General features: G+C 35.9%; 15 protein-coding genes. 13 read left to right on the plus strand and 2 right to left on the minus strand.

The genetic code is table 11. From position 1 onward, the window contains the following. Nucleotides 1–25: 25 nt before the first annotated feature. Nucleotides 26–1,780, plus strand: a complete 1,755-nt coding sequence (locus FLA105534_RS05630) for a BatD family protein (RefSeq protein ID WP_173965058.1) — start codon at nucleotides 26–28, stop codon at nucleotides 1,778–1,780. 59 nt (nucleotides 1,781–1,839) lie between these two features. Further along, nucleotides 1,840–2,589 (plus strand): tetratricopeptide repeat protein, encoded by a 750-nt coding sequence (locus FLA105534_RS05635; protein WP_173965059.1) that lies wholly within the window; start codon nucleotides 1,840–1,842, stop codon nucleotides 2,587–2,589. 170 nt (nucleotides 2,590–2,759) lie between these two features. Here FLA105534_RS05635 and FLA105534_RS05640 read toward each other — a convergent pair whose 3' ends face one another. Together FLA105534_RS05640 and FLA105534_RS05645 are read right to left on the minus strand one after the other, a co-directional pair. Then, a complete protein-coding gene (locus FLA105534_RS05640) occupies nucleotides 2,760–3,329 on the minus strand; it encodes a 5-formyltetrahydrofolate cyclo-ligase (protein WP_173965060.1) in 570 nt (189 codons plus the stop codon). After that, the gene (locus tag FLA105534_RS05645; RefSeq protein ID WP_173965061.1) at nucleotides 3,316–4,296 is read right to left on the minus strand and encodes a succinylglutamate desuccinylase/aspartoacylase family protein; all 981 of its coding nucleotides are present in this window, start codon (nucleotides 4,294–4,296) and stop codon (nucleotides 3,316–3,318) included. Before FLA105534_RS05645 ends, FLA105534_RS05640 begins: the two co-directional genes overlap by 14 nt. A 131-nt stretch (nucleotides 4,297–4,427) precedes the next feature. Here FLA105534_RS05645 and uvrC point away from each other — a divergent pair, with 131 nt between their 5' ends. From uvrC to FLA105534_RS05700, 11 genes are all read left to right on the plus strand, one after another. Then, the gene (gene uvrC, locus FLA105534_RS05650; RefSeq protein ID WP_173965062.1) at nucleotides 4,428–6,221 is read left to right on the plus strand and encodes an excinuclease ABC subunit UvrC; all 1,794 of its coding nucleotides are present in this window, start codon (nucleotides 4,428–4,430) and stop codon (nucleotides 6,219–6,221) included. An 8-nt stretch (nucleotides 6,222–6,229) separates the two neighbouring features. Beyond that, nucleotides 6,230–8,587, plus strand: a complete 2,358-nt coding sequence (locus FLA105534_RS05655) for a patatin-like phospholipase family protein (protein ID WP_173965063.1) — start codon at nucleotides 6,230–6,232, stop codon at nucleotides 8,585–8,587. 317 nt (nucleotides 8,588–8,904) lie between these two features. Continuing rightward, entirely contained in the window at nucleotides 8,905–10,062 is a 1,158-nt protein-coding gene (locus tag FLA105534_RS05660) for a homogentisate 1,2-dioxygenase (protein ID WP_173965064.1), read from the plus strand. Between the two features lie 150 nt (nucleotides 10,063–10,212). Further along, nucleotides 10,213–11,373, plus strand: a complete 1,161-nt coding sequence (gene hppD, locus FLA105534_RS05665; protein ID WP_173965065.1) for a 4-hydroxyphenylpyruvate dioxygenase — start codon at nucleotides 10,213–10,215, stop codon at nucleotides 11,371–11,373. Nucleotides 11,374–11,672: 299 nt separating this feature from the next. After that, nucleotides 11,673–12,443 carry a DUF3108 domain-containing protein gene (locus FLA105534_RS05670; RefSeq protein WP_173965066.1) on the plus strand — a complete coding sequence of 257 codons (771 nt, stop codon included), beginning with the start codon at nucleotides 11,673–11,675 and terminating at the stop codon, nucleotides 12,441–12,443. Further along, nucleotides 12,443–13,384: a tryptophan 2,3-dioxygenase family protein gene (locus FLA105534_RS05675; RefSeq protein ID WP_173965067.1), complete on the plus strand. Its 942-nt coding sequence runs from the start codon at nucleotides 12,443–12,445 to the stop codon at nucleotides 13,382–13,384. The genes FLA105534_RS05670 and FLA105534_RS05675 overlap by 1 nt, the downstream gene beginning before the upstream one ends. Nucleotides 13,385–13,405: 21 nt before the next feature. Continuing rightward, nucleotides 13,406–14,626 carry a peptidoglycan DD-metalloendopeptidase family protein gene (locus tag FLA105534_RS05680; RefSeq protein ID WP_173965068.1) on the plus strand — a complete coding sequence of 407 codons (1,221 nt, stop codon included), beginning with the start codon at nucleotides 13,406–13,408 and terminating at the stop codon, nucleotides 14,624–14,626. Between the two features lie 33 nt (nucleotides 14,627–14,659). Continuing rightward, entirely contained in the window at nucleotides 14,660–15,280 is a 621-nt protein-coding gene (locus FLA105534_RS05685) for a hypothetical protein (protein ID WP_173965069.1), read from the plus strand. Beyond that, a complete protein-coding gene (locus tag FLA105534_RS05690; RefSeq protein ID WP_246253171.1) occupies nucleotides 15,274–15,666 on the plus strand; it encodes a hypothetical protein in 393 nt (130 codons plus the stop codon). Before FLA105534_RS05685 ends, FLA105534_RS05690 begins: the two co-directional genes overlap by 7 nt. Nucleotides 15,667–15,778: 112 nt before the next feature. Further along, nucleotides 15,779–17,422, plus strand: a complete 1,644-nt coding sequence (pgi, locus tag FLA105534_RS05695) for a glucose-6-phosphate isomerase (RefSeq protein WP_173965070.1) — start codon at nucleotides 15,779–15,781, stop codon at nucleotides 17,420–17,422. Nucleotides 17,423–17,744: 322 nt separating this feature from the next. After that, nucleotides 17,745–20,594, plus strand: a complete 2,850-nt coding sequence (locus tag FLA105534_RS05700) for a TonB-dependent receptor (protein WP_173965071.1) — start codon at nucleotides 17,745–17,747, stop codon at nucleotides 20,592–20,594. The last annotated feature ends 72 nt before the right edge of the window (nucleotides 20,595–20,666 follow it).

A 20,666-nucleotide genomic window follows, 5' to 3' on the forward strand; every position in this document is an offset into this window, starting at 1 on the left:
AACATAAAAAAAGATTAAACAAGTAATGAAAAGATATTTAATTCTATTACTATTCACTTTTCAGGGGCTTATGGCTCAAGTTCAATTTGAAGCCAAAGTAAGCAAGAATACGCTTGGAGTAAATGAAAGACTCCGTATTGACTTCATCATGAATGTTGATGGAGACAACTTTGACCAGCCCACATTTGATGGTTTTAAAATTGTAGCCGGACCCAGCCAGCAAATAAGTCAGTCCTGGATTAATGGAAGAAGCTCTTTTCAGAAAATCTACTCATATATTTTACAGCCCAACCAAAAAGGAACTGTAACGATCAAACAGGCCGCTATCGAATATAATGGTCAGATTTACAAAACAGCACCTTTAAAGATTGTTGTAACCAATGCTGTTGCACAGGAAAGAGATCCAAATGACAGACCGCAGGGATCCAGTTCTGGCGATGAAATGCTAAATCTTGTAGCCGAAATTTCAAAAACCAACCCATATCTCAATGAACCTATTACAGTTGTGTACAAATTGTATTTCAATTATATCAACGTAACAGGATTTAAAGAACTTGCAAAACCTAAATACAACGACTTCTGGAATCAGAATATCGACATCAAACAACTGGCTGTTGAGCAGGGAAGTTATCAGGGACAAAGGTGTTATTATGTCGTCTTAAAAAAGACCATCTTATATCCTCAAAAATCAGGAAGACTTACTATCGAACCACTTTCACTGGACATAGGTGTACAACTGCCAACTAACCGTCGTGACATGTTTGGTCAGATGATTGTAAGCGACGACAACAAAGTGGTTTCTGCCGGGGCCAAAACAATCAACGTACGTCCTCTACCGGAGTCTACCAAACCTGAAGGTTTTGGTGGTGCTGTGGGTAAATTTAATTTTACGGTTACCCCTTCTAAAACGACCTTGAAGAGCGGAGAAAGTCTTGACTTGTTTGTGAGTGCATCCGGAAATGGAAACATGAAATTGTTTACTTTGCCAAAACCTGTTGTTCCTAATGCCTTAGAGATGTACGATCCGGTTCACGACGAAAAGGTGACCACATCGCTTTCGGGAATGTCCGGAAAAATAAGCGACAAGTATACCATTATTCCGCAATACAAAGGAAAATATGCGATAAAGCCAATGCAATTTTCTTATTTTGATTTGAGTACCGGTTCATACAAAACAATCACGTCCCAGGAGATCATGATTGATGTTTTAGATGGTCCAATGCCATCGGCAGCAAATGCCCCTGCACATGCGGCTACAAATGCAATTGCCAAAACAGAACAATTTAAATATATCAAGCCAAAAACAACTTTAGTTTCTATAGCTAAGGAAGATTTTTACGGTTCTAATCTATATTACACTCTATTGTTCTTGCCTTTCGTTATTCTGCCAATTATCATTCTGGCTAAGAAAAGAAAAGAAGCAATTGATGGTGACATTACCGGAAACCGAATTAAAATGAACAATAAGCTGGCGAAGAAATATTTATCTGAAGCCAAAAAACAGCTTAACAACAAAGAACCATTTTATATTGCCCTGGAAAAAGCAATGCACAATTTCCTAAAAGCGAAACTGCATATCGAAACCTCAGAGATGAGTAAGGATAATATTCGCGAATTGTTACTGTCCAGAAGTGCCAACCCGGAATCCGTTCAAAGTTTTATTGATTTGACTGAAAACTGTGAATTTGCAAGATATGCTCCGGCGTCGAGCGCATCAATCCAGCAGGATTTTGACAAAGCTGTTTTGATCATTTCGGAGTTAGAAAAACAAATTGTTTAAACTTAAATAAACTCAAATCCGACACGTTTTAAAAAGCTGTCAGGTTTAAAAGAAATAAAATGAAAAACATAGTAGTGTACCTTTTTTTATTAATTACCCAGGTTTTCTTTGCTCAGAGCAGCTTCGAAAAGGGAAATGCGTTGTATCAAAAAGGACAATATCAACAAGCCGTTGATGTTTATGAAAGCATTATCAAAGAAGACAAACAACAATCGGCAGAATTGTATTTTAATCTGGCAAACAGTTATTATAAATTAAACAAAGTCGCTCCTTCGATCTATAACTACGAAAAAGCACTGGTATTAAAGCCACATGATCCGGAGACCTTAAACAACTTAAAATTTGCCAAGAAACTAACCATTGATGAAATCAAAGAGGTTCCAAAAGTAGGTTTCGCAAAACTGATTCAGAACTTTACCGGTATTTTTAATTACAATACCTGGGCAATCATTTCCATCGTAATTGCCTTTGCCTTCTTATTGACTTTTATTGGTTATTACTTTTCTCAGCTTACCCTTTCGAAAAGAATTTATTTCATTGGAATGTTTGTGCTTTTGGTTGCTTTACTTTTAAGTGTTTCGGCGGGAATGTCTGAAAAAAACCATTTTGACAACGATCGCCCTGCAATTGTTTTTTCCGAATTGAGTGAAGTTCGAAGCGAACCGCAAAAAGCAGGTTCTGCCATTCTCTTACTACACGAAGGAGCAAAAGTTTATGTAATGGAAACTGTCGGAAGTTGGAAAAAAGTCGAACTAACCGACGGAACGGAAGGTTGGATTGATGCTTCAACGATCAAAGAAGTAAAATAAAATTTCTCAAACACTCAAATAAAAAATCCCAAATACCGATCTTAAAATGGTGCTTGGGATTTTTCATTACATGACCTGGTTACTTATAAATCACACAAATGCTATAAGAAAAATTAGTCTTCAGATTGTTTAAGCAACAAACCTACTTATATCACTTCTACGATTTACAATCAAAAAGTATATATTTTTAAAGGCGTTACACAGTAATCCAGCTTCACATCTGATTCAAAGACATCTGTAATCTGATTCTCCGCTTCAAAAAAGGAAAGTCCAATTTTGATTGTGTCAGGTTTGCATTCAGCGAGAAACTTATCGTAAAAACCCTTTCCGTAACCTACCCGATTTCCAGAAACATCAAAAACTAAAAGCGGCACAAAAACCACCTCAATCGTTTCGGATGGAACCGGCAAACCATTTACAGGTTCCGGAATATTATATTCGTTTTTTTTAATTCTGGTATTATCCGTCAACAAAAAATGTGTCATACCCCGAGTTTCAAAATCACTTTTTGAAACTACTATTTCCTTGTCTTTTCCGGAAAGCAAATGCAGAACATATTCTGTATTGACTTCCCGCTGTTCTTCAATAGGAAGAAAAACATGGTAATAGGTTTTATCCCAGATAGGCAATTGGATTAAAGTATTGGCAATAGCCAGACTTTTTTCTTCGATATCATTTTCCGAAAGTTCTTTTCGAAGACTCTTATAGTGTAATCGTAACTCTTTTTTATTCGTCGGCATGTTCATCACTGTTTTTAGACATATGGTAAATGGCGTCCCCTTCGTACACGATTGGCGAGTGATTGGCGTTAATCACAAATCCATCATGAGGTGCTTTTACTTTTTGTTCAAATTTACCAAACGGATCCGTAATAATGGCCAGGATAGTTCCTTTGGTTACAAAACGTCCAATTCTGTTATAATCATGCAGCAGGCCTGAGCATTTGGCACGCAGCCAAACCGAATTTTTAATATAAATAGAAGGTTCATCCTCTGTTTCCACTAGCTGTTTGGAATCCAGCATCTTTAAATAATTCAACAAACGCTTTGCTCCCTTTACCCCTTCATTTGCAACAAAATCATTAATATCCAGCGATTTTCCTCCTTCAAAAAGCAGCATTTTTACATTAGCTTTTTCACAAGTATTTCGGAAAGAACCGTTGATATTTTTAGAGTATAAAGTAAAAGGCGCGTTAAACACATCGGCAAGTATTTTCAATTCGGGATTGTTCTCTGTGATCCGAATTTGCGGAGCATTAAAACGACTTGCTCCTCCGGCATGAAAATCAACAGCGTAATCGATAATCGGTAAAATTTCTGCCACAATATGATAAGCAAAGCGACTTGCTAAAGAACCTTTTTTACTTCCCGGAAACACCCTGTTTAAGTCACGTCCATCAGGAAACTCTCTCGACTTATTTACAAAACCATACATATTGATAATGGGAATACAGATAATGGTTCCTCTTGAAGGGCGATTGATTTTTTTACTGATAATCTGTCTGACAACTTCAACACCATTGATCTCGTCACCATGAATTCCGGCCGAAAATAAAACAACAGGACCTTCTATTTTTGAACGGCGTACAATAACCGGAATATTAAGTTTTGTAGTGGTATGCAGACGTGCAATTTCAACGTTTATAGTTTTACTCTCGCCCGGCAAAATTGCTTCGCCAAAAATTATCAGGGGTTTACTATTTTTCATGTAGAATTATAAAATCTAAATATAGAAATTATTCTTTTGATTTCGTAAATTTGAAACTAAATCAATGTTAAGCTTTTTAAACCTCAAAATGTTTTTAAAAGTATAACATCTATCTTCAGAGACAAAACAGAATGCAAAAACCATCCCTAGATCTTCAAATTCTAACCTTGCCTGACAATCCGGGTGTATATCAGTATTATGATAAAGACGGGAAGATTTTATATGTTGGAAAAGCCAAGAACTTAAAAAAAAGAGTTTCCTCTTATTTCAATAAAATACACGATACTGCCAAAACCAATGTTCTGGTTAAGAAAATTGTCACCATAAAACACATTGTAGTTCCCACAGAAACCGATGCACTTTTATTGGAAAACAACCTGATTAAAACTCTGCAGCCACGATACAACGTCCTGCTTCGTGACGATAAAAGTTACCCTTGGCTCTGCATCAAAAAGGAACCCTTTTCGAGAATATTCTATACACGAAAAATGGTCAAAGACGGCTCTGAGTATTTTGGCCCTTACACCAGTTTCAAAACAGTACATACCATTCTGGATTTAATCAAAGAATTATATCCTTTACGAACCTGTAATTTCGATTTGAGCCAATCAAATATTGATTCAGGAAAATTTAAAGTTTGCCTCGAATATCACATTGGCAATTGCAAAGGCCCTTGTGAAGGATTGGAGTCTTTGGAAGATTATCAGCGACAAGTGGATGCTATCCGCGAAATCTTAAAAGGAAATTTCAAAGAAAGCATGAAAGACTTCAAACGACTCATGACACAATACGCAAAGGATTTACGTTTTGAAGAAGCGCAAAAAATAAAAGAAAAAATTGACGTCCTCGAAAATTACCAGTCACGATCGACCATTGTAAATCCGAAGATTACCAATATTGATGTTTTCTCGATTGTTTCAGATGAAAGTGCAGCTTATGTTAACTTTCTTCAGATTTCACACGGATCGATTATACGTTCGCATACTTTAGAAATCAAGAAAAAACTGGATGAAACAGATGAAGAATTATTAGAACTGGCAATTATAGAACTTCGCGAACGTTTTCAATTACTTTCTAAAGAAATCATTGTTCCGTTTGAAATGGATCTGGGCGAGAACATTAAAACCACCGTTCCGCAACTGGGAGACAAAAAACAAATACTGGAACTGTCTATTCGAAATGCAAAGTTTTATCGAATTGAACAACTCAAACAGTTACAAATTGTAGATCCCGACCGACATGCTAACCGAATCATGGCACAAATGCAAAAAGACCTGCGATTGCCTGTTGAACCACGTCATATCGAATGTTTTGACAACTCGAACATTCAGGGAACAAATCCGGTAGCAGCCTGTGTTGTTTTTAAAGACGGGAAACCCAGCAAAAAAGACTACCGCCATTTTAACGTTAAAACCGTTGAAGGTCCTGACGATTTTGCTTCGATGACCGAAATTGTATACCGTCGTTACAAAAGATTATTAGACGAAAATGAGCCTTTACCACAATTAATTATTATTGACGGTGGAAAAGGACAACTATCTGCGGCATTAAAAAGTATCGACGCCTTAGAACTTCGTGGCAAGATTGCTATCATTGGAATTGCGAAACGTCTTGAGGAATTGTTTTACCCAGGAGATTCTATTCCGTTATATCTGGATAAAAAATCAGAAACCTTAAAAGTGATTCAGCAATTGCGAAACGAAGCACATCGATTTGGAATTACCTTTCACAGAGACAAACGAAGCAAAGCAGCACTTAATTCCTCCGTAGAAAGCATACCCGGCATTGGCGAAAAAACGATGCTCACGTTAATACAACATTTCAAAAGTGTTAAAAGATTAAAACTCGCGACAGAAAAAGAAATATCTGACGTTGTAGGAGTATCAAAAGCCAAAAAAATTGTCGACTTTTACAAAACCAACTAGTTATCTTCATGCGTATAGATCAACTGCCCCACGAAAATACCATATCGAAAAGTTTTTTTTCTTCACTGGAGAAAGAGCTTTCCAAAGTTGCTCTTTTCTTTCAGAAAGGAAAAACTCTTTGTATTCTGCAGTTTTCTTTTTCTGTATGTAGTGCAACAGTCTTAATTTTTGCAGTATTACTACTAAATCCACAAAAAACATTTTCGCAAGAACAAAAAAAGGATAGCCTAAAAAGACCAAAAATAGGATTGGTTTTAAGCGGTGGAGGAGCCAAAGGATTTGCACATATTGGTGTTTTAAAAGTTCTGGAAGAAGCCGGAATTAAAATCGACTATATTGGTGGTACCAGTATGGGATCTATAATCGGCGGACTTTATGCTTCCGGTTACAATGCTTCTCAAATTGATTCCATTTTCAAGAAAACTAACTTTGACGAACTCATCAACGATTACATACCGCGATCGTCCAAAAACTTCTATGGCAAAAAAAATGACGAGTTATATGCCATTGCATTGCCTTTTAGCAACTTCAGAATCGGGATTCCGGAAGCCCTTTCAAAAGGGATGTACAATTACAATTTGTTAAGCGGTCTTACCCGAAATGTACGTCATGTACGTGATTTCAATCAACTTCCGACTCCTTTTTTATGTATCGGAACTAATATTGAAACCGGAGAAGAAGTTTTACTAAACAAAGGAAATCTCGTTCAGGCTATGATGGCGAGTTCAGCATTCCCTTCCCTGTTCACCCCTATCGAAATTGATGGAAATTTATTAGTAGATGGAGGCGTAGTCAACAACTATCCCATAAAAGAAGTTCGTAATCTGGGTGCTGATATTATTATTGGTGTCGATGTTCAGGACGATCTTATGAATCGTAAAAATCTGAAAAACGCGACCAAGATACTCGTACAGATTACCAATTTGCAGTCTATCGATAAGATGAAAAATAAAATCAAGGATACCGATGTTTATATCAAACCGGACATTCGGGATTATGGCGTAATTTCATTTGACAAAGGAGAAGAAATTATCCGAAAAGGAGAAGAAGCCGCTTTTGCAGTCTATGAAAGAATCAAATCTTTAACTGATGAAGCTCATTTTTATAAAAAACCCAAACTAAAAATCGCCAGTGACACACTGCAAATCAATCAGATAAACAGTGAAAATCTTGAGAATTACACGAAAGAATACATTCGCGGAAAACTACGTTTTAAACCCGGAAGTACGATTACTTACAATGATCTTAAAACCGGAATCAATAACCTTAATGCTACCCAGAACTTCAGTACCATTTCTTACTGCCTGCAACCGGATGACCAACAGGACGACCTTGATATCGTCTTAAAAGAAAATCCTACTCAGACTTTTTTAAAACTTGGTCTGCATTATGACGGACTATATAAAAGTGGAATCCTGCTCAATCTTACCCACAAAAAGACCTTTTTAAAAAATGACGTTACCTCACTTGATGTTATTCTGGGAGATAACTTCAGGTACGACTTCAACTATTACATAGAAAACGGTTTTAATATCAGTTTTGGATTCCAGTCACGTTTGAATCAATTTAATCGAAACGTTACCACAAGCATTAATACCTTAACGGCACAGAATCCAAATGTAAATCTTATTAATGTTGACTTCTTAGACATTACCAATCAGGCCTATTTTCAAACCATCTTTGTACAAAAATTTTTAATGGGTGGCGGCTTTGAATACAAATACTTAAAAATAGACTCTCCAACACTTAGCAATACAGTAAATACTATTGAAAAGAGCAGCTATCTTAGTCTTTTTGGTTATTTAAAATACGATTCATTCGACAGCAAAAGCTTCCCTCGCTCCGGCTTGTACTTCTCTACCGATTTACAAACCTACTTAGCGTCGTCTGACTATACACAACAATTTAAACCGTTCTCGATTGCAAAGGCCGAAATTGCTTTTGTAAAAACGTTCTTCAGAAAGGCTACTTTCAAAATTGACGCCGACGCAGGGTTTAACATTGGCAGTGACAGCGTTCCGTTTTTCGACTTTATACTTGGAGGATATGGTTATAGCAAAATCAACAACTTCAATTATTTTTATGGATACGATTTCCTAAGTATAGCCGGAAACAGCTTTATAAAAACGGGGCTTACACTCGATTATGAAATTTTCAAAAAGAATCACGTAAATCTTTCTGCTAATTTTGCCAACTTGGGAAATGATATTTTTACGAAGGTCGACTGGATCTCAATGCCAAAATATACAGGATATGCTGTTGGTTATGGACTGGAAACCATCATTGGTCCAATCGAGATCAAACAATCCTGGTCTCCGGAAATGTCTAAAAGCTTCACCTGGTTTAGTATTGGGTTTTTATTTTAGCAGTAAAGCAAAGAATTGTTCAACAAAATTGTACTATTTTTTTGCCCTTTAAAAATTATATCAAAAAAAATTAAAATAAATCATGTTTATAAATGATATAATTTATAATTTTACTCAGCAAAAATTACGACATTTGTTATAATGAAAACAAAATGGACAGGTTTATTAGAGTATCTTCAATTCCTCATCAAGAGAAATCCTGAGTGAAGCTATCGAATTGAGATAATTGGTCAATTTTAAGAAATTGAGCTGGTTATCTGTTCACACAATTCAAATTTTCAAATTATCTAATTTTAAAATTATCTAATAGAAAAGCCATGCCATTATATCACAAACTTGGAGACTTCCCTCAAAAGAGACACACACAATTCGAAAAACCTAACGGAGGTTTTTATTACGAACAATTATTTGGAACCGAAGGTTTTCATGGACATTCGTCATTATCATATCACGTACACAGACCTACTCAGGTAAAAGAAATTTTAAATTCTTATTCTGTTGAGCCTAAAATCGCCATCGGAAAAAATATAAAATCATTACTCTTTAAAGGTTTTGAATTAAAAGCGGAAAATGATTTTCTGGACAGCCGTAAAGCAATGATGGTCAACAAAGACTGTATCATTGGTTTGGCAGCTCCTAAAGAATCGCTTCGAAATTATTTTTACAAAAATGCCGATGCCGACGAAATGCTTTTCATTCATAAAGGAAAAGGAAAATTAAGAACCATGTTGGGAAACATCCCTTTTGAATATGGAGATTACTTAATTATTCCACGAGGCATTATTTACCAAATAGAATTTGAGACAGAAGAAAACCGACTTTTTTATGTCGAATCTTACTCTCCTTTTTATACCCCAAAACGTTACAAAAACCAATCGGGTCAACATTTAGAGCATTCGCCATTTTGCGAACGCGATTTTATTTTGCCAAACGAATTGGAAACACATGACGAAAAAGGCGATTTTTTAATTAAAATCAAAAAAGAGGGCATGATTCACGAAGTGGTTTACGCCACACATCCATTTGATGTAGTGGGTTGGGACGGTTACAATTTCCCATACGGATTCTCCATTCATAATTTTGAACCAATAACGGGACGTGTTCACCAACCGCCTCCGGTACACCAAACATTCGAAACGGCTACTTTTGTCGTTTGTTCTTTCTGCCCAAGACTTTACGATTATCATCCGAAAGCAATTCCGGCACCTTACAATCACAGTAATATAGATTCTGATGAAGTTCTATATTATGTAGATGGTGACTTCATGAGCCGTAACAACATTGAGCAGGGTCATATCACTTTACACCCAAAAGGAATTCCACACGGTCCTGCGCCTGGCGCGATGGAGCGTAGCATTGGTCACACAGAAACACAGGAATTAGCCGTTATGGTTGATACTTTCCGTCCACTTATGGTTACAGAAGAAGCCATGGGTCTTGATGACGGTCAGTATTACAAATCCTGGACGGAGTAATTCACTAAATCGATCTAACCGCAAAGTTCGCTATCACTACTTTGCAAACCTTGCGAAATAACTTCGCGTGCTTTGCGGTAAAAAAAAATCTTAAAAGCAACACTACGGTTCAATCAATTAAACGATTAACCGATCAAACAAATAAACATTATGTCAAAAGAAGTAAAATCAGTAGAATACGGATTAGAAAAAATCTTTGAAGGAGCACAGGATTTCCTTCCATTATTAGGAACCGATTATGTAGAATTCTACGTTGGTAACGCCAAACAATCGGCACATTATTACAAAACGGCTTTCGGATATCAGTCATTAGCCTATGCCGGATTGGAAACCGGAGTAAAAGACAAAGCTTCTTATGTTTTAAAGCAGGACAAAATCAGAATCGTTCTGACAACACCTTTAACACAGGATTCACCAATACACGAGCATCTTAAAAAACATGGTGATGGTGTAAAAGTAGCAGCTCTTTGGGTTGAAGATGCCAGAAGTGCCTACGAAGAAACTATAAAACGTGGCGCCCGTTCTTTTATGGAGCCAACAGTTGAATCGGACGAATTTGGAGAAGTTATTCGTTCGGGAATCTATACTTACGGAGAAACAGTTCACATTTTCGTAGAAAGAAAAAACTATAACGGTGTTTTCCTTCCGGGTTACAAAGAATGGAAATCGGATTACAATCCGGAACCAACCGGTTTAAAATACATCGACCATATGGTTGGAAATGTAGGCTGGAATGAAATGAATACCTGGGTAAAATTCTACGAAGACGTTATGGGATTCGTAAATTTCTTGTCATTTGATGACAAGCAAATTACCACAGAATATTCAGCATTGATGAGTAAAGTAATGTCAAATGGAAATGGAAGAATCAAATTTCCTATTAATGAACCGGCAGAAGGAAAGAAAAAATCTCAAATCGAAGAATATTTAGATTTCTATGGCGGACCCGGAATTCAGCATATTGCCATTGCAACAGATGACATCATCAAAACAGTATCACAATTGAGAGCACGAGGTGTTGAATTTTTATCTGCTCCTCCACATACCTACTACCAGGCAATTCCTGAAAGATTAGGAGTTCATATGGATATGATGAAAGAAGATATTAACGAAATCGAAAAGTTAGCCATCATGGTCGATGCTGACGAAGACGGTTACTTATTACAAATATTCACGAAGCCTGTTCAAGATAGACCAACGCTGTTTTTCGAAATTATTCAAAGAATGGGAGCAAAAGGATTTGGCGCAGGAAACTTTAAAGCACTTTTCGAGTCAATCGAAAGAGAACAGGAATTGAGAGGAACGCTATAAAAACGCATTTTTTTTACATTATGCGAAAAAATCCTCTGTAAAACGATGGTTTTTATGCAAATGTTATGTTAAACTCACTTTTTAACATTTATTTTTTGAACTTAGTATCTATCTTTGCACTCGCAAATCAGGAAGGGGTGGTTTCCTTCCGAATTGATATAAATTTCATAATTTATAGTTTTTTGGTTAGTTAATAGCATAAAAACTCCGTCATTCCTTGACGGAGTTTTTTTGTTTTGGTACATTTGGAATAAAATTTGCATTTATTTATCTTTATAATGGAATGTAAAAAATGTACTATGAAAAAATTAGTCCTCCTCCTATTAATCCTCACGACTCTAAGCTTCGACACTCAAAAAGAAGATGCTTTCGATACCGGGGAATATTTTAAATTCAGAATTCATTACGGAATTATAAACGCCGGCTATGCTACACTCGAAATTAAAGACGCCACAATCAACAATAAAAAAGTATTTCATGCTGTAGGAAAGGGATACACAACGGGAATGTCAAAATTTTTCTTTAAAGTTGAAGATCTTTACGAAAGCTATTTTGACAAACAAAACGGAGCCCCCTATCGCTACGTTCGAAAAATAAACGAAGGTGGCTACACTAAAAACCAGGAAGGCTTTTTTGATCCGTCTGAAAGTAAAGTTTTAGTAAAAGACTACAAACGTAAGACAGAGAAAACAATAGTAACGACACCTAATGTACAGGATATCATCTCTTCTTTTTATTATCTGAGAAACCATCCAAGCATTGACAAATTAAAATCTGGAGAAGCCATTACTATTGATATGTTTTTTGATGATGAAATCACAAAATTTAAGTTAAAATATGTAGGCCGTCAAGATATTACAACTAAATTTGGCACCGTTTCTACCATGGTCTTCAAACCATTAGTACAAACAGGAAGAGTTTTCAAAGAAAAAGAAAGTGTAACACTCTGGATCACAGATGACGACAATAAAATTCCGATACGTATAAAAGCAGATCTGGCCGTAGGATCACTTAAAGCGGACCTTGACGAATACAAAGGATTAAAAAATCCATTTAAAGCAAAAAAATAATGAACCCTACTGATCATTCAGAATCTATTTTAAAAGAGATTGACCTTAAATACCAAGCTATAAATCAAAAAACTGATGTACAATTAGAAGGATTGCTTTGGTCAAAACCTATCACCTACTGGGACTACATTCAGACCGATGCCCTTTTAAGCTTACAAACACAACGCACCACCCTTCCTGACGAAATGGTTTTCATAATGTACCATCAGGTAAACGAGTTAATTTTTAAAATGATTTTGTGGGAAATTGATCAAATTGCCGATACACAAAACATTCAGGTTGCCTTTTTCAGCGAAAGACTTTCAAGAATTACCCGATACTTTGACATGCTAACCAATTCGTTCAGTATCATGGAAAAAGGAATGGAAGTCGATCAATATATGAAATTCAGAAACACGCTAACTCCGGCCAGCGGCTTTCAAAGTGCACAATACAGATTAATCGAATTTGCTTCGACAGATGTTATCAATTTAACCGACCGCAGATACAAACCTAACTTTGATGAAAACACTCCATTAGAAACAAGTTTTGAACATTTGTACTGGCAGGCTGCAGGAAAAGATTACCAGACAGGAGAAAAGTCATACCTACTTCAGGAATTTGAAAACAAATACAAAGACCAGTTCTTAAGACAAATGTCTACTTTTAAATCAAAAAATATCTGGCAAAAATTCACACAATTACCTTTAGAAGACCAACAAAACCATGCGCTAATCGATGCCATGCGCCATTACGACAAAACGGTAAACATTACCTGGGTTATGCAGCATCTTAACACTGCAAGAAAATACATACTGGAAAGTGGAAAAGGAAACGGAGAAGCTACCGGCGGAAGCGATTGGCAAAAATATATGCACCCAAAATACCAAAGACGCATCTTTTTTCCTAAATTGTGGGCCGAAGAAGAATTGTCCAATTGGGGAAATGAAGCAGCCATATAATTTCCTAAAAAATTTAAAAGTTTGAAAAAAGCATTCGTAATTATAATCATTTTATTCTCAATACTCTCATGCAACAAAACCGCTGAAAAAGTTGAAACTAAAATCACTAAACCAAAAACTAAAAAAGTAGAATTTGGTTTTAATTACGCCGACTTCAATGTTATTCACGATACCATTAAAAAAGGTGATTCCTTTGGATCTATCATTCAGGGGCAAAATATTGGAGACAAAAAAGTCTACGATGTTGTAGAACAAATTAAAGATTCTTTTAATGTAAGAACTATTCGCTACAACAAACCTTATACCGTACTTCGTTCTAAAAACAAAACAAACAAGCTGCAGGTTTTTATTTATCAGCCCGATGCCCTCACCTATTACGTTGTTGACTTTAGAGATAGTATTGCCAAAGCATACAAAAAAATAAAACCTGTCACATTAAAACGCAAAATCATTGGAGGCGTTTTAAAAAGCTCATTATCAGAAACTCTAGGCAATGAAAGTGTAGAAGCAGCACTTGCCAGCAGAATTACAAAAGTATTCTCCTGGTCTATTGACTTCTTTAAACTAAAAAAAGGAGATCGTTACGGGTTAATTTTTACGGAACGTTTTATAAACGGCAAAACCTACGACGGCGTTGAAGATCTTGAAGCTGCTTTTTTTGAATACAAGGGCAAAATCATTTATGCTTTTCCTTTTGAAAGAGACACTACTTCAGGGAAAATTGAATATTATGACGATCAGGGAAGAACGCTTAAAAACTTCTTCTTAAAAACTCCGATTAAATTTAGCCGAATTACTTCCCGATTTACTGCAAACAGATTTCACCCGGTACAACACACCTGGAAAGCTCACAAAGGAACCGACTATGCTGCACCAACCGGAACACCAATTTCGACAACTGCATCTGGAACTGTAGAAGCAACAGGATACACGGCAGGAAACGGAAACTTTGTAAAAGTAAAACACAACGGAACCTACTCTACTCAATACCTGCACATGTCCAGAATTTTAGTCCGACGCGGTCAACGTGTTACTCAGGGACAAACTATCGGATTAGTTGGCAGTACCGGCCTTGCAACGGGACCTCATGTATGTTACCGTTTCTGGAAAAATGGTGTTCAGGTCGATGCTTTAAGACTTAACTTACCAACCGGAGAGTCTTTAACAGGAAATGACAAAACCCGCTTCTTTAAGCAAATCGAACCTTTAAAGAGAGAACTGGACAGTATTGGAAACCTATAAGAATCCATATTTATCCTTAAAATAGAAGTAAACATGAAAAACAAACGCATTAAAGACATTCTTGATGAAACTTTTTCTGACTTAAAACTATTTTACAGAGACACTACTTTAAACAACAACTTACTTGCTTCTTATCAAGTTGGGCAAATACTGAAAGAAAAAGATTTTACAGACATGTCGTTTATTGGCGGCGGCCTTTCCGGCAATTGCAGATATTTGATTGCAAGCGCAAGCGCAAGAGATTTGTCTAAATTCAATCCTGATTCAGCAAAAAACGGACATGCACTCTTAGATGATAATTCTTTCTTTAAAGTATTAGACATTTACAAAATCAGCGACAAAACTCAAATCTTCCTGCTGAACATTCCCGGAAACTCGCTTCCGCTTTTCAAAAATTCGACTTCAAATCTTGAAGAAGAAATTACCGAAAAAGCCAAGCAAAAATTCGTGAATAAAATCAACTCGCCTTTAATTCCGGAGCTTCAAACCGAAAATTGGAAAGAAAAAACCAAAGCCCCTATTGGCATGAGCAGTACCGGTGAATTATATTTTGACGATTCAGCCATAAAAAAAGAAGAACCTAAAAAAATAGAAATCAATAAAGACAGGAAACAGATTGAAATCAACAAAAAGCCCTGGTGGAAAATATGGTAAATAATACTTCCGCTTCAAACAATATTTCACCACTTCACCTTTCAGGAATGAAGCGAATTTTATTATTCCTCTCTTGCACAATAACAATAGGCTGCTCCAATAATCCCCACACTTTTATTTTAAACGATAAAAAAGAAAACAAATACTTTATAGCAGAATCAATCAACCAGGCATTTGAAGAAGATCTAATCGAGAAATCGCCTTTAATTGTCATAAACGGAGTTCCTTTTAGGTACAACAAAAAGCAGGACACCATATTATTGCCTCTTAAAAAATCTGACATTATTAGCTTAGATTTTCTAAACAAAAACAGCAGCCGCATCATTTACAATGAAAAAGAAAACGATGGTGCCATCATCATAACGGCAAGAATTAAGACCAAATAAACACATATATCGTTTTCGTAACTAATTGTTATATAATCGTGAAGCCTTACACTATTAAAAAGTAATTTCAGTATTTTTGTTTTTTATAACCGCATTCTCAATTAAACAAAAAATGGCTTTAAACACAACAAACCCAACTGGGACTGAAGCGTGGAAAAATCTACAAAACCACTATAACGCAATTCACGAAACAACAATACAAGAATTATTTCAACAAGACAAAACGCGCGTTGAAAAGTTCAATTTACAATGGAATGACTTCCTTGTTGATTATTCTAAAAACAACATTAGTCAGGAAACCATATCTCTTTTATTAGAATTAGCCAACTCAATTGGATTAAAAGAAGCCATCTCACAATATTTTGAGGGAGAAATCATCAACCAAACCGAAAACAGAGCCGTTTTACACACTGCATTACGCGCACGGGAATCGGCAGTTATTAAGGTAGATGGCGAAAATGTAATCCCGGAAGTTTACGAAGTAAAAAACAAAATCAAACAATTTAGTCATGAAGTTATTTCGGGAGAAAGAAAAGGTTTCACCGGAAAAGCTTTTACGGATGTTGTAAATATTGGTATTGGTGGTTCTGATCTTGGACCTGTTATGGCAGTTGAAGCTTTACAATTTTACAAAAACCACTTAAATCTTCATTTTGTATCTAATGTTGATGGTGATCACGTAAACGAAGTAATTAAAAAATTAAATCCTGAAACAACATTGTTCTTAATTGTTTCTAAAACTTTTACTACTCAGGAGACTTTATCCAACTCTGAAACCATTAAAGAGTGGTTTTTGAAATCGGCTTCTCAGGAAGATATTGCGAAACATTTTGTTGCCGTTTCTACCAATATTCAAAAAGTAACCGAATTTGGAATTAATCCTGACAATGTTTTCCCAATGTGGGATTGGGTTGGAGGAAGATTTTCTTTATGGAGTGCCGTTGGACTAAGCATTAGTCTAGCAATTGGTTTCGACAACTATAATGATTTATTGAAGGGTGCGAACGAAATGGACGAGCATTTTAAATCGACAGAATTCGACGAAAACATTCCAGTGATTCTTGCATTGTTAAGCATTTGGTATAATAATTTCTTTGGTGCTGAAAGCGAAGCATTAATTCCATATACACAATACCTGCAAAAACTTGCTCCTTACCTACAACAGGCCACAATGGAAAGTAACGGAAAAAGTGTTGGTCGTGATGGAAAACCGGTTAACTACCAAACCGGAACTATCATCTGGGGAGAACCGGGAACGAATTCTCAACATGCTTTTTTCCAATTGATTCATCAGGGCACAAAATTGATTCCGACAGATTTTATCGGATTCGTTCAACCATTATACGGAAACGAGGATCATCACAACAAATTGATGTCAAACTTCTTTGCTCAAACAGAAGCTTTACTAAACGGTAAAACCGCTGCACAGGTTCAGACCGAATTTGACAAACAAGGATTAACTGCAGAAAAAGCATCTTACTTACTACCATTTAAAGTTTTCACCGGAAACAAACCAACAAATACAATCTTAATACAAAAACTAACCCCAAAAAGCCTGGGATCATTAATCGCTTTATACGAACACAAAATTTTTGTACAAGGTATTATCTGGAATATTTTCAGTTATGATCAATGGGGAGTGGAATTAGGAAAACAACTGGCAAATTCAATTCTGGATGAAATTAACACAAAGACGGTAAAAAATCATGATAGCTCGACTTCATTTTTGTTAAATCACTTTTTGAAAAACAAATAAAACCACCAGAAGTCTCATTACGCAACATACTGAAACGCCTTGATTTAATAAAAATTAAGGCGTTTTTTCATACATATAAACCTTAAAAACAAACCAAACTACCTGTTCTTGCAAGTTTAGCACTACAAGACCACTAGGATCATTACGATTTTAACAAAATTAATGTCTGAAAATTTAAAAAAACCACATTTTATCTAACAAAAAATAGAAAAATCATTTTAATACGCAACACATTATATAAAAGTTAATTTTCTTAACATTTTGATAACACTATCTGATTAAATTGTTATAATTTTGCCAAAAACAATAAACTAATTAACAAATGAAGACAATGAAAAATTGGTTACTTACTGGACTATTGTTCATGATAGTTTCAACCGCATTTTCTCAAGGAAAAATTTCCGGTATGATTACCGACGGAGTGGGTTCACTTCCGGGAGCAAACGTTGTGATCAAAGGATCAACAGTTGCTACTTCTACAGATTTTGACGGTAAATTTACTCTTAATGCAACAACAAGTACAGGAGAAATCGTTATTTCTTTTTTAGGTTACGAGAACTTAACTCTTAGATTTTCAGTTAAAAATGGTCAAACTACTAATCTAGGAACAATTGTTTTGACTTCTAATTCTAATGAATTAAGCGAAATTGTTGTAAAAAGTACAATCGTTGACATCGCAAAAGACAGAAAAACTCCTGTAGCGGTTTCAACTATTAAAGCTGCTGAAATCCAGGAAAAACTTGGAACTCAGGAATTTCCAGAGATCTTAAGAAACACTCCTTCTGTTTATGTAACTAAAGCAGGTGGTGGTTTTGGAGATGCCAGAATCAATATTCGTGGTTTTACTCAAAACAATATTGCTGTTATGATCAATGGTATGCCAGTTAACGACATGGAAAATGGTTCTGTTTTCTGGAGTAACTGGGCTGGTCTTTCAGATGTTACATCTGCTATGCAGGTACAAAGAGGTTTAGGAGCATCTAAACTTGCAACTCCTTCTGTAGGAGGAACGATCAACATTGTAACTAAAGCTTCTGATAGAAAAGAAGGAGGATCTTTTTCTTCTGGTTTCGGAAACGGTAGAAATTTCAAAATTCAAGGTTCATACAATACTGGAAAATTAGAAAACGGTCTCTCTGCATCTATTTTGTTATCTAAAACAATGGGAGACGGGTATATCAACGGAACTCAATTTGAAGGAGCTAACTACTATGTTGCTTTAGGATACGGCAGCAAAAGTGGAAAACATGACTTTCAACTTACGGTAACAGGTGCTCCACAATGGCACAACCAAAGATCTACAGTTTCTACAATCGCAACTTACCAACAATATGGTAGAAATAACGAACCAAATATCAGATACAACGCTGACGCAGGATATCTGAATGGTGAGGAATACAATATCAGAAAAAACTACTACCACAAACCGGTAGCGTCTTTCAACTGGGATTATAAAATCAACGAAACTACAAAACTTTCTTCTGTTGTTTACGCTTCTATGGGTCGTGGTGCAGGAGCTAGTGCAACCGGAGGAATTAAAGGAAAAGGATACAATGACGCTATAGCGTTCAGAACTGCTGACGGTTTAGTAGACTATGATAAAATTTATGCTTACAACTCTGGAAAACCAGTTACTATCGCAGGTTTTACAGGACCTCAAACAAGACAAAAAATTGGTGGAGTTTACCAAAACAGTTCATACTTTAATGCAGGTTCAGATGTAGCAAATTACAATCCAAGCACAAATATGAATACATCTGGTATCTCACAAACGTCATCTATCAACTCTCATGACTGGTTTGGTGCAGTAATCAACTTAAACAAGAAACTTTCTAATACCTTAACTTTAGATTTCGGTTTTGACGGAAGAACTTATAAAGGATACCACTTTACTGTTGTAAATGATTTATTAGGTGGTGGTGAGTATTTTGACAACTTTATTGCTAGTCAAAAACCAAACGGAAGACAGCTAACTAACACTTATAACACTGATGTTCAATGGAATGTTTTCCAGAATAGAAAATACGACAAAGTATCTTTCAACAGTACTGGTAATGTAAAATGGTATGGTTTATTTACTCAATTAGAGTATTCTAAAGACAACCTAACAGCATTTGTTCAGGGAGCAATTTCTCAACAAGGATACAAAAGAGAAGATGACTTCGTTTATTTACCAACTGACCCATTAGCTTCTACTCCTTACAAAAACTTATTAGGTGGTAATGCAAAAGCAGGAGCTAACTATAACATTAGCGAAAAAAGCAACGTATATGTAAACGCTGGATATTATTCAAAACAACCTTTCTTTAACTCTGTTTATCCAAACAACAGATCAACAGTAAACCCTAACCTTACTAACGAGAAAATTATTGGATTTGAAGCTGGATACGGTTTCCGTTCTAGATTCTTCAATGCTACAGTAAACGTTTACAACACAACTTGGAACGACAGATACTTAAAAGGTAATGCACTTCCAACTACTCCTGCAACTCCTGCAAACTCAACTTACACAGAGTTCTTAGGACTTAACGAAGTTCACTCAGGAATTGAATTTGAAGGATCTTCTAATATCACAGAAAGATTAAAAGTAACAGGAATGTTCTCTTATGGTATCTGGGAATACAAAGGAAACGCAACTGTTAACGCTTACTTCCAAGCAGACAACTCGCCTGTACCAGGATTCCAAGGAACTACAGTTTATATGGATAAAGTAAAAGTAGGTGACGCTGCACAAATGACTGCCTCTTTAGGAGCTTCTTATGAAGTTTTAACAAGAGTAACTGTTGATGCTAACTATAACTTTAATGACAATTTGTACGCAGGAATTAACCCAACTAGCTTTACATCTGCAACAAACAAAGGAGCATTACAATTGCCTTCTTATGGTTTGATGGATGCTGGTTTCTCATACAAAATGTTAACTGGAAAAAACAAAGACAAATCGGTTAACTTCAGATTAAACGTAAACAACGTATTAGACAAAATTTACATTGCTGAGTCAAGAACTAATACTTTTGCTGACGACAACCTTCCGGTAGCTTCTGGTCAACCAGCAGGTTCAAAAGGAACTTATGCTTCTAATGGAATGCTTTACAATGGAGTTGCGAACGTAAACCAGGTTTACTTTGGTTTCGGAAGAACATGGAACTTCTCTCTACGTTACGATTTCTAATATTTAGAATCTAAATAAATACGAAAAGCGGCATTGACTTTTAGTCTGATGCCGCTTTTTTTATGCCCTTTT

This window comes from Flavobacterium collinsii (assembly GCF_902804485.1).
Lineage (GTDB): Bacteria > Bacteroidota > Bacteroidia > Flavobacteriales > Flavobacteriaceae > Flavobacterium > Flavobacterium collinsii.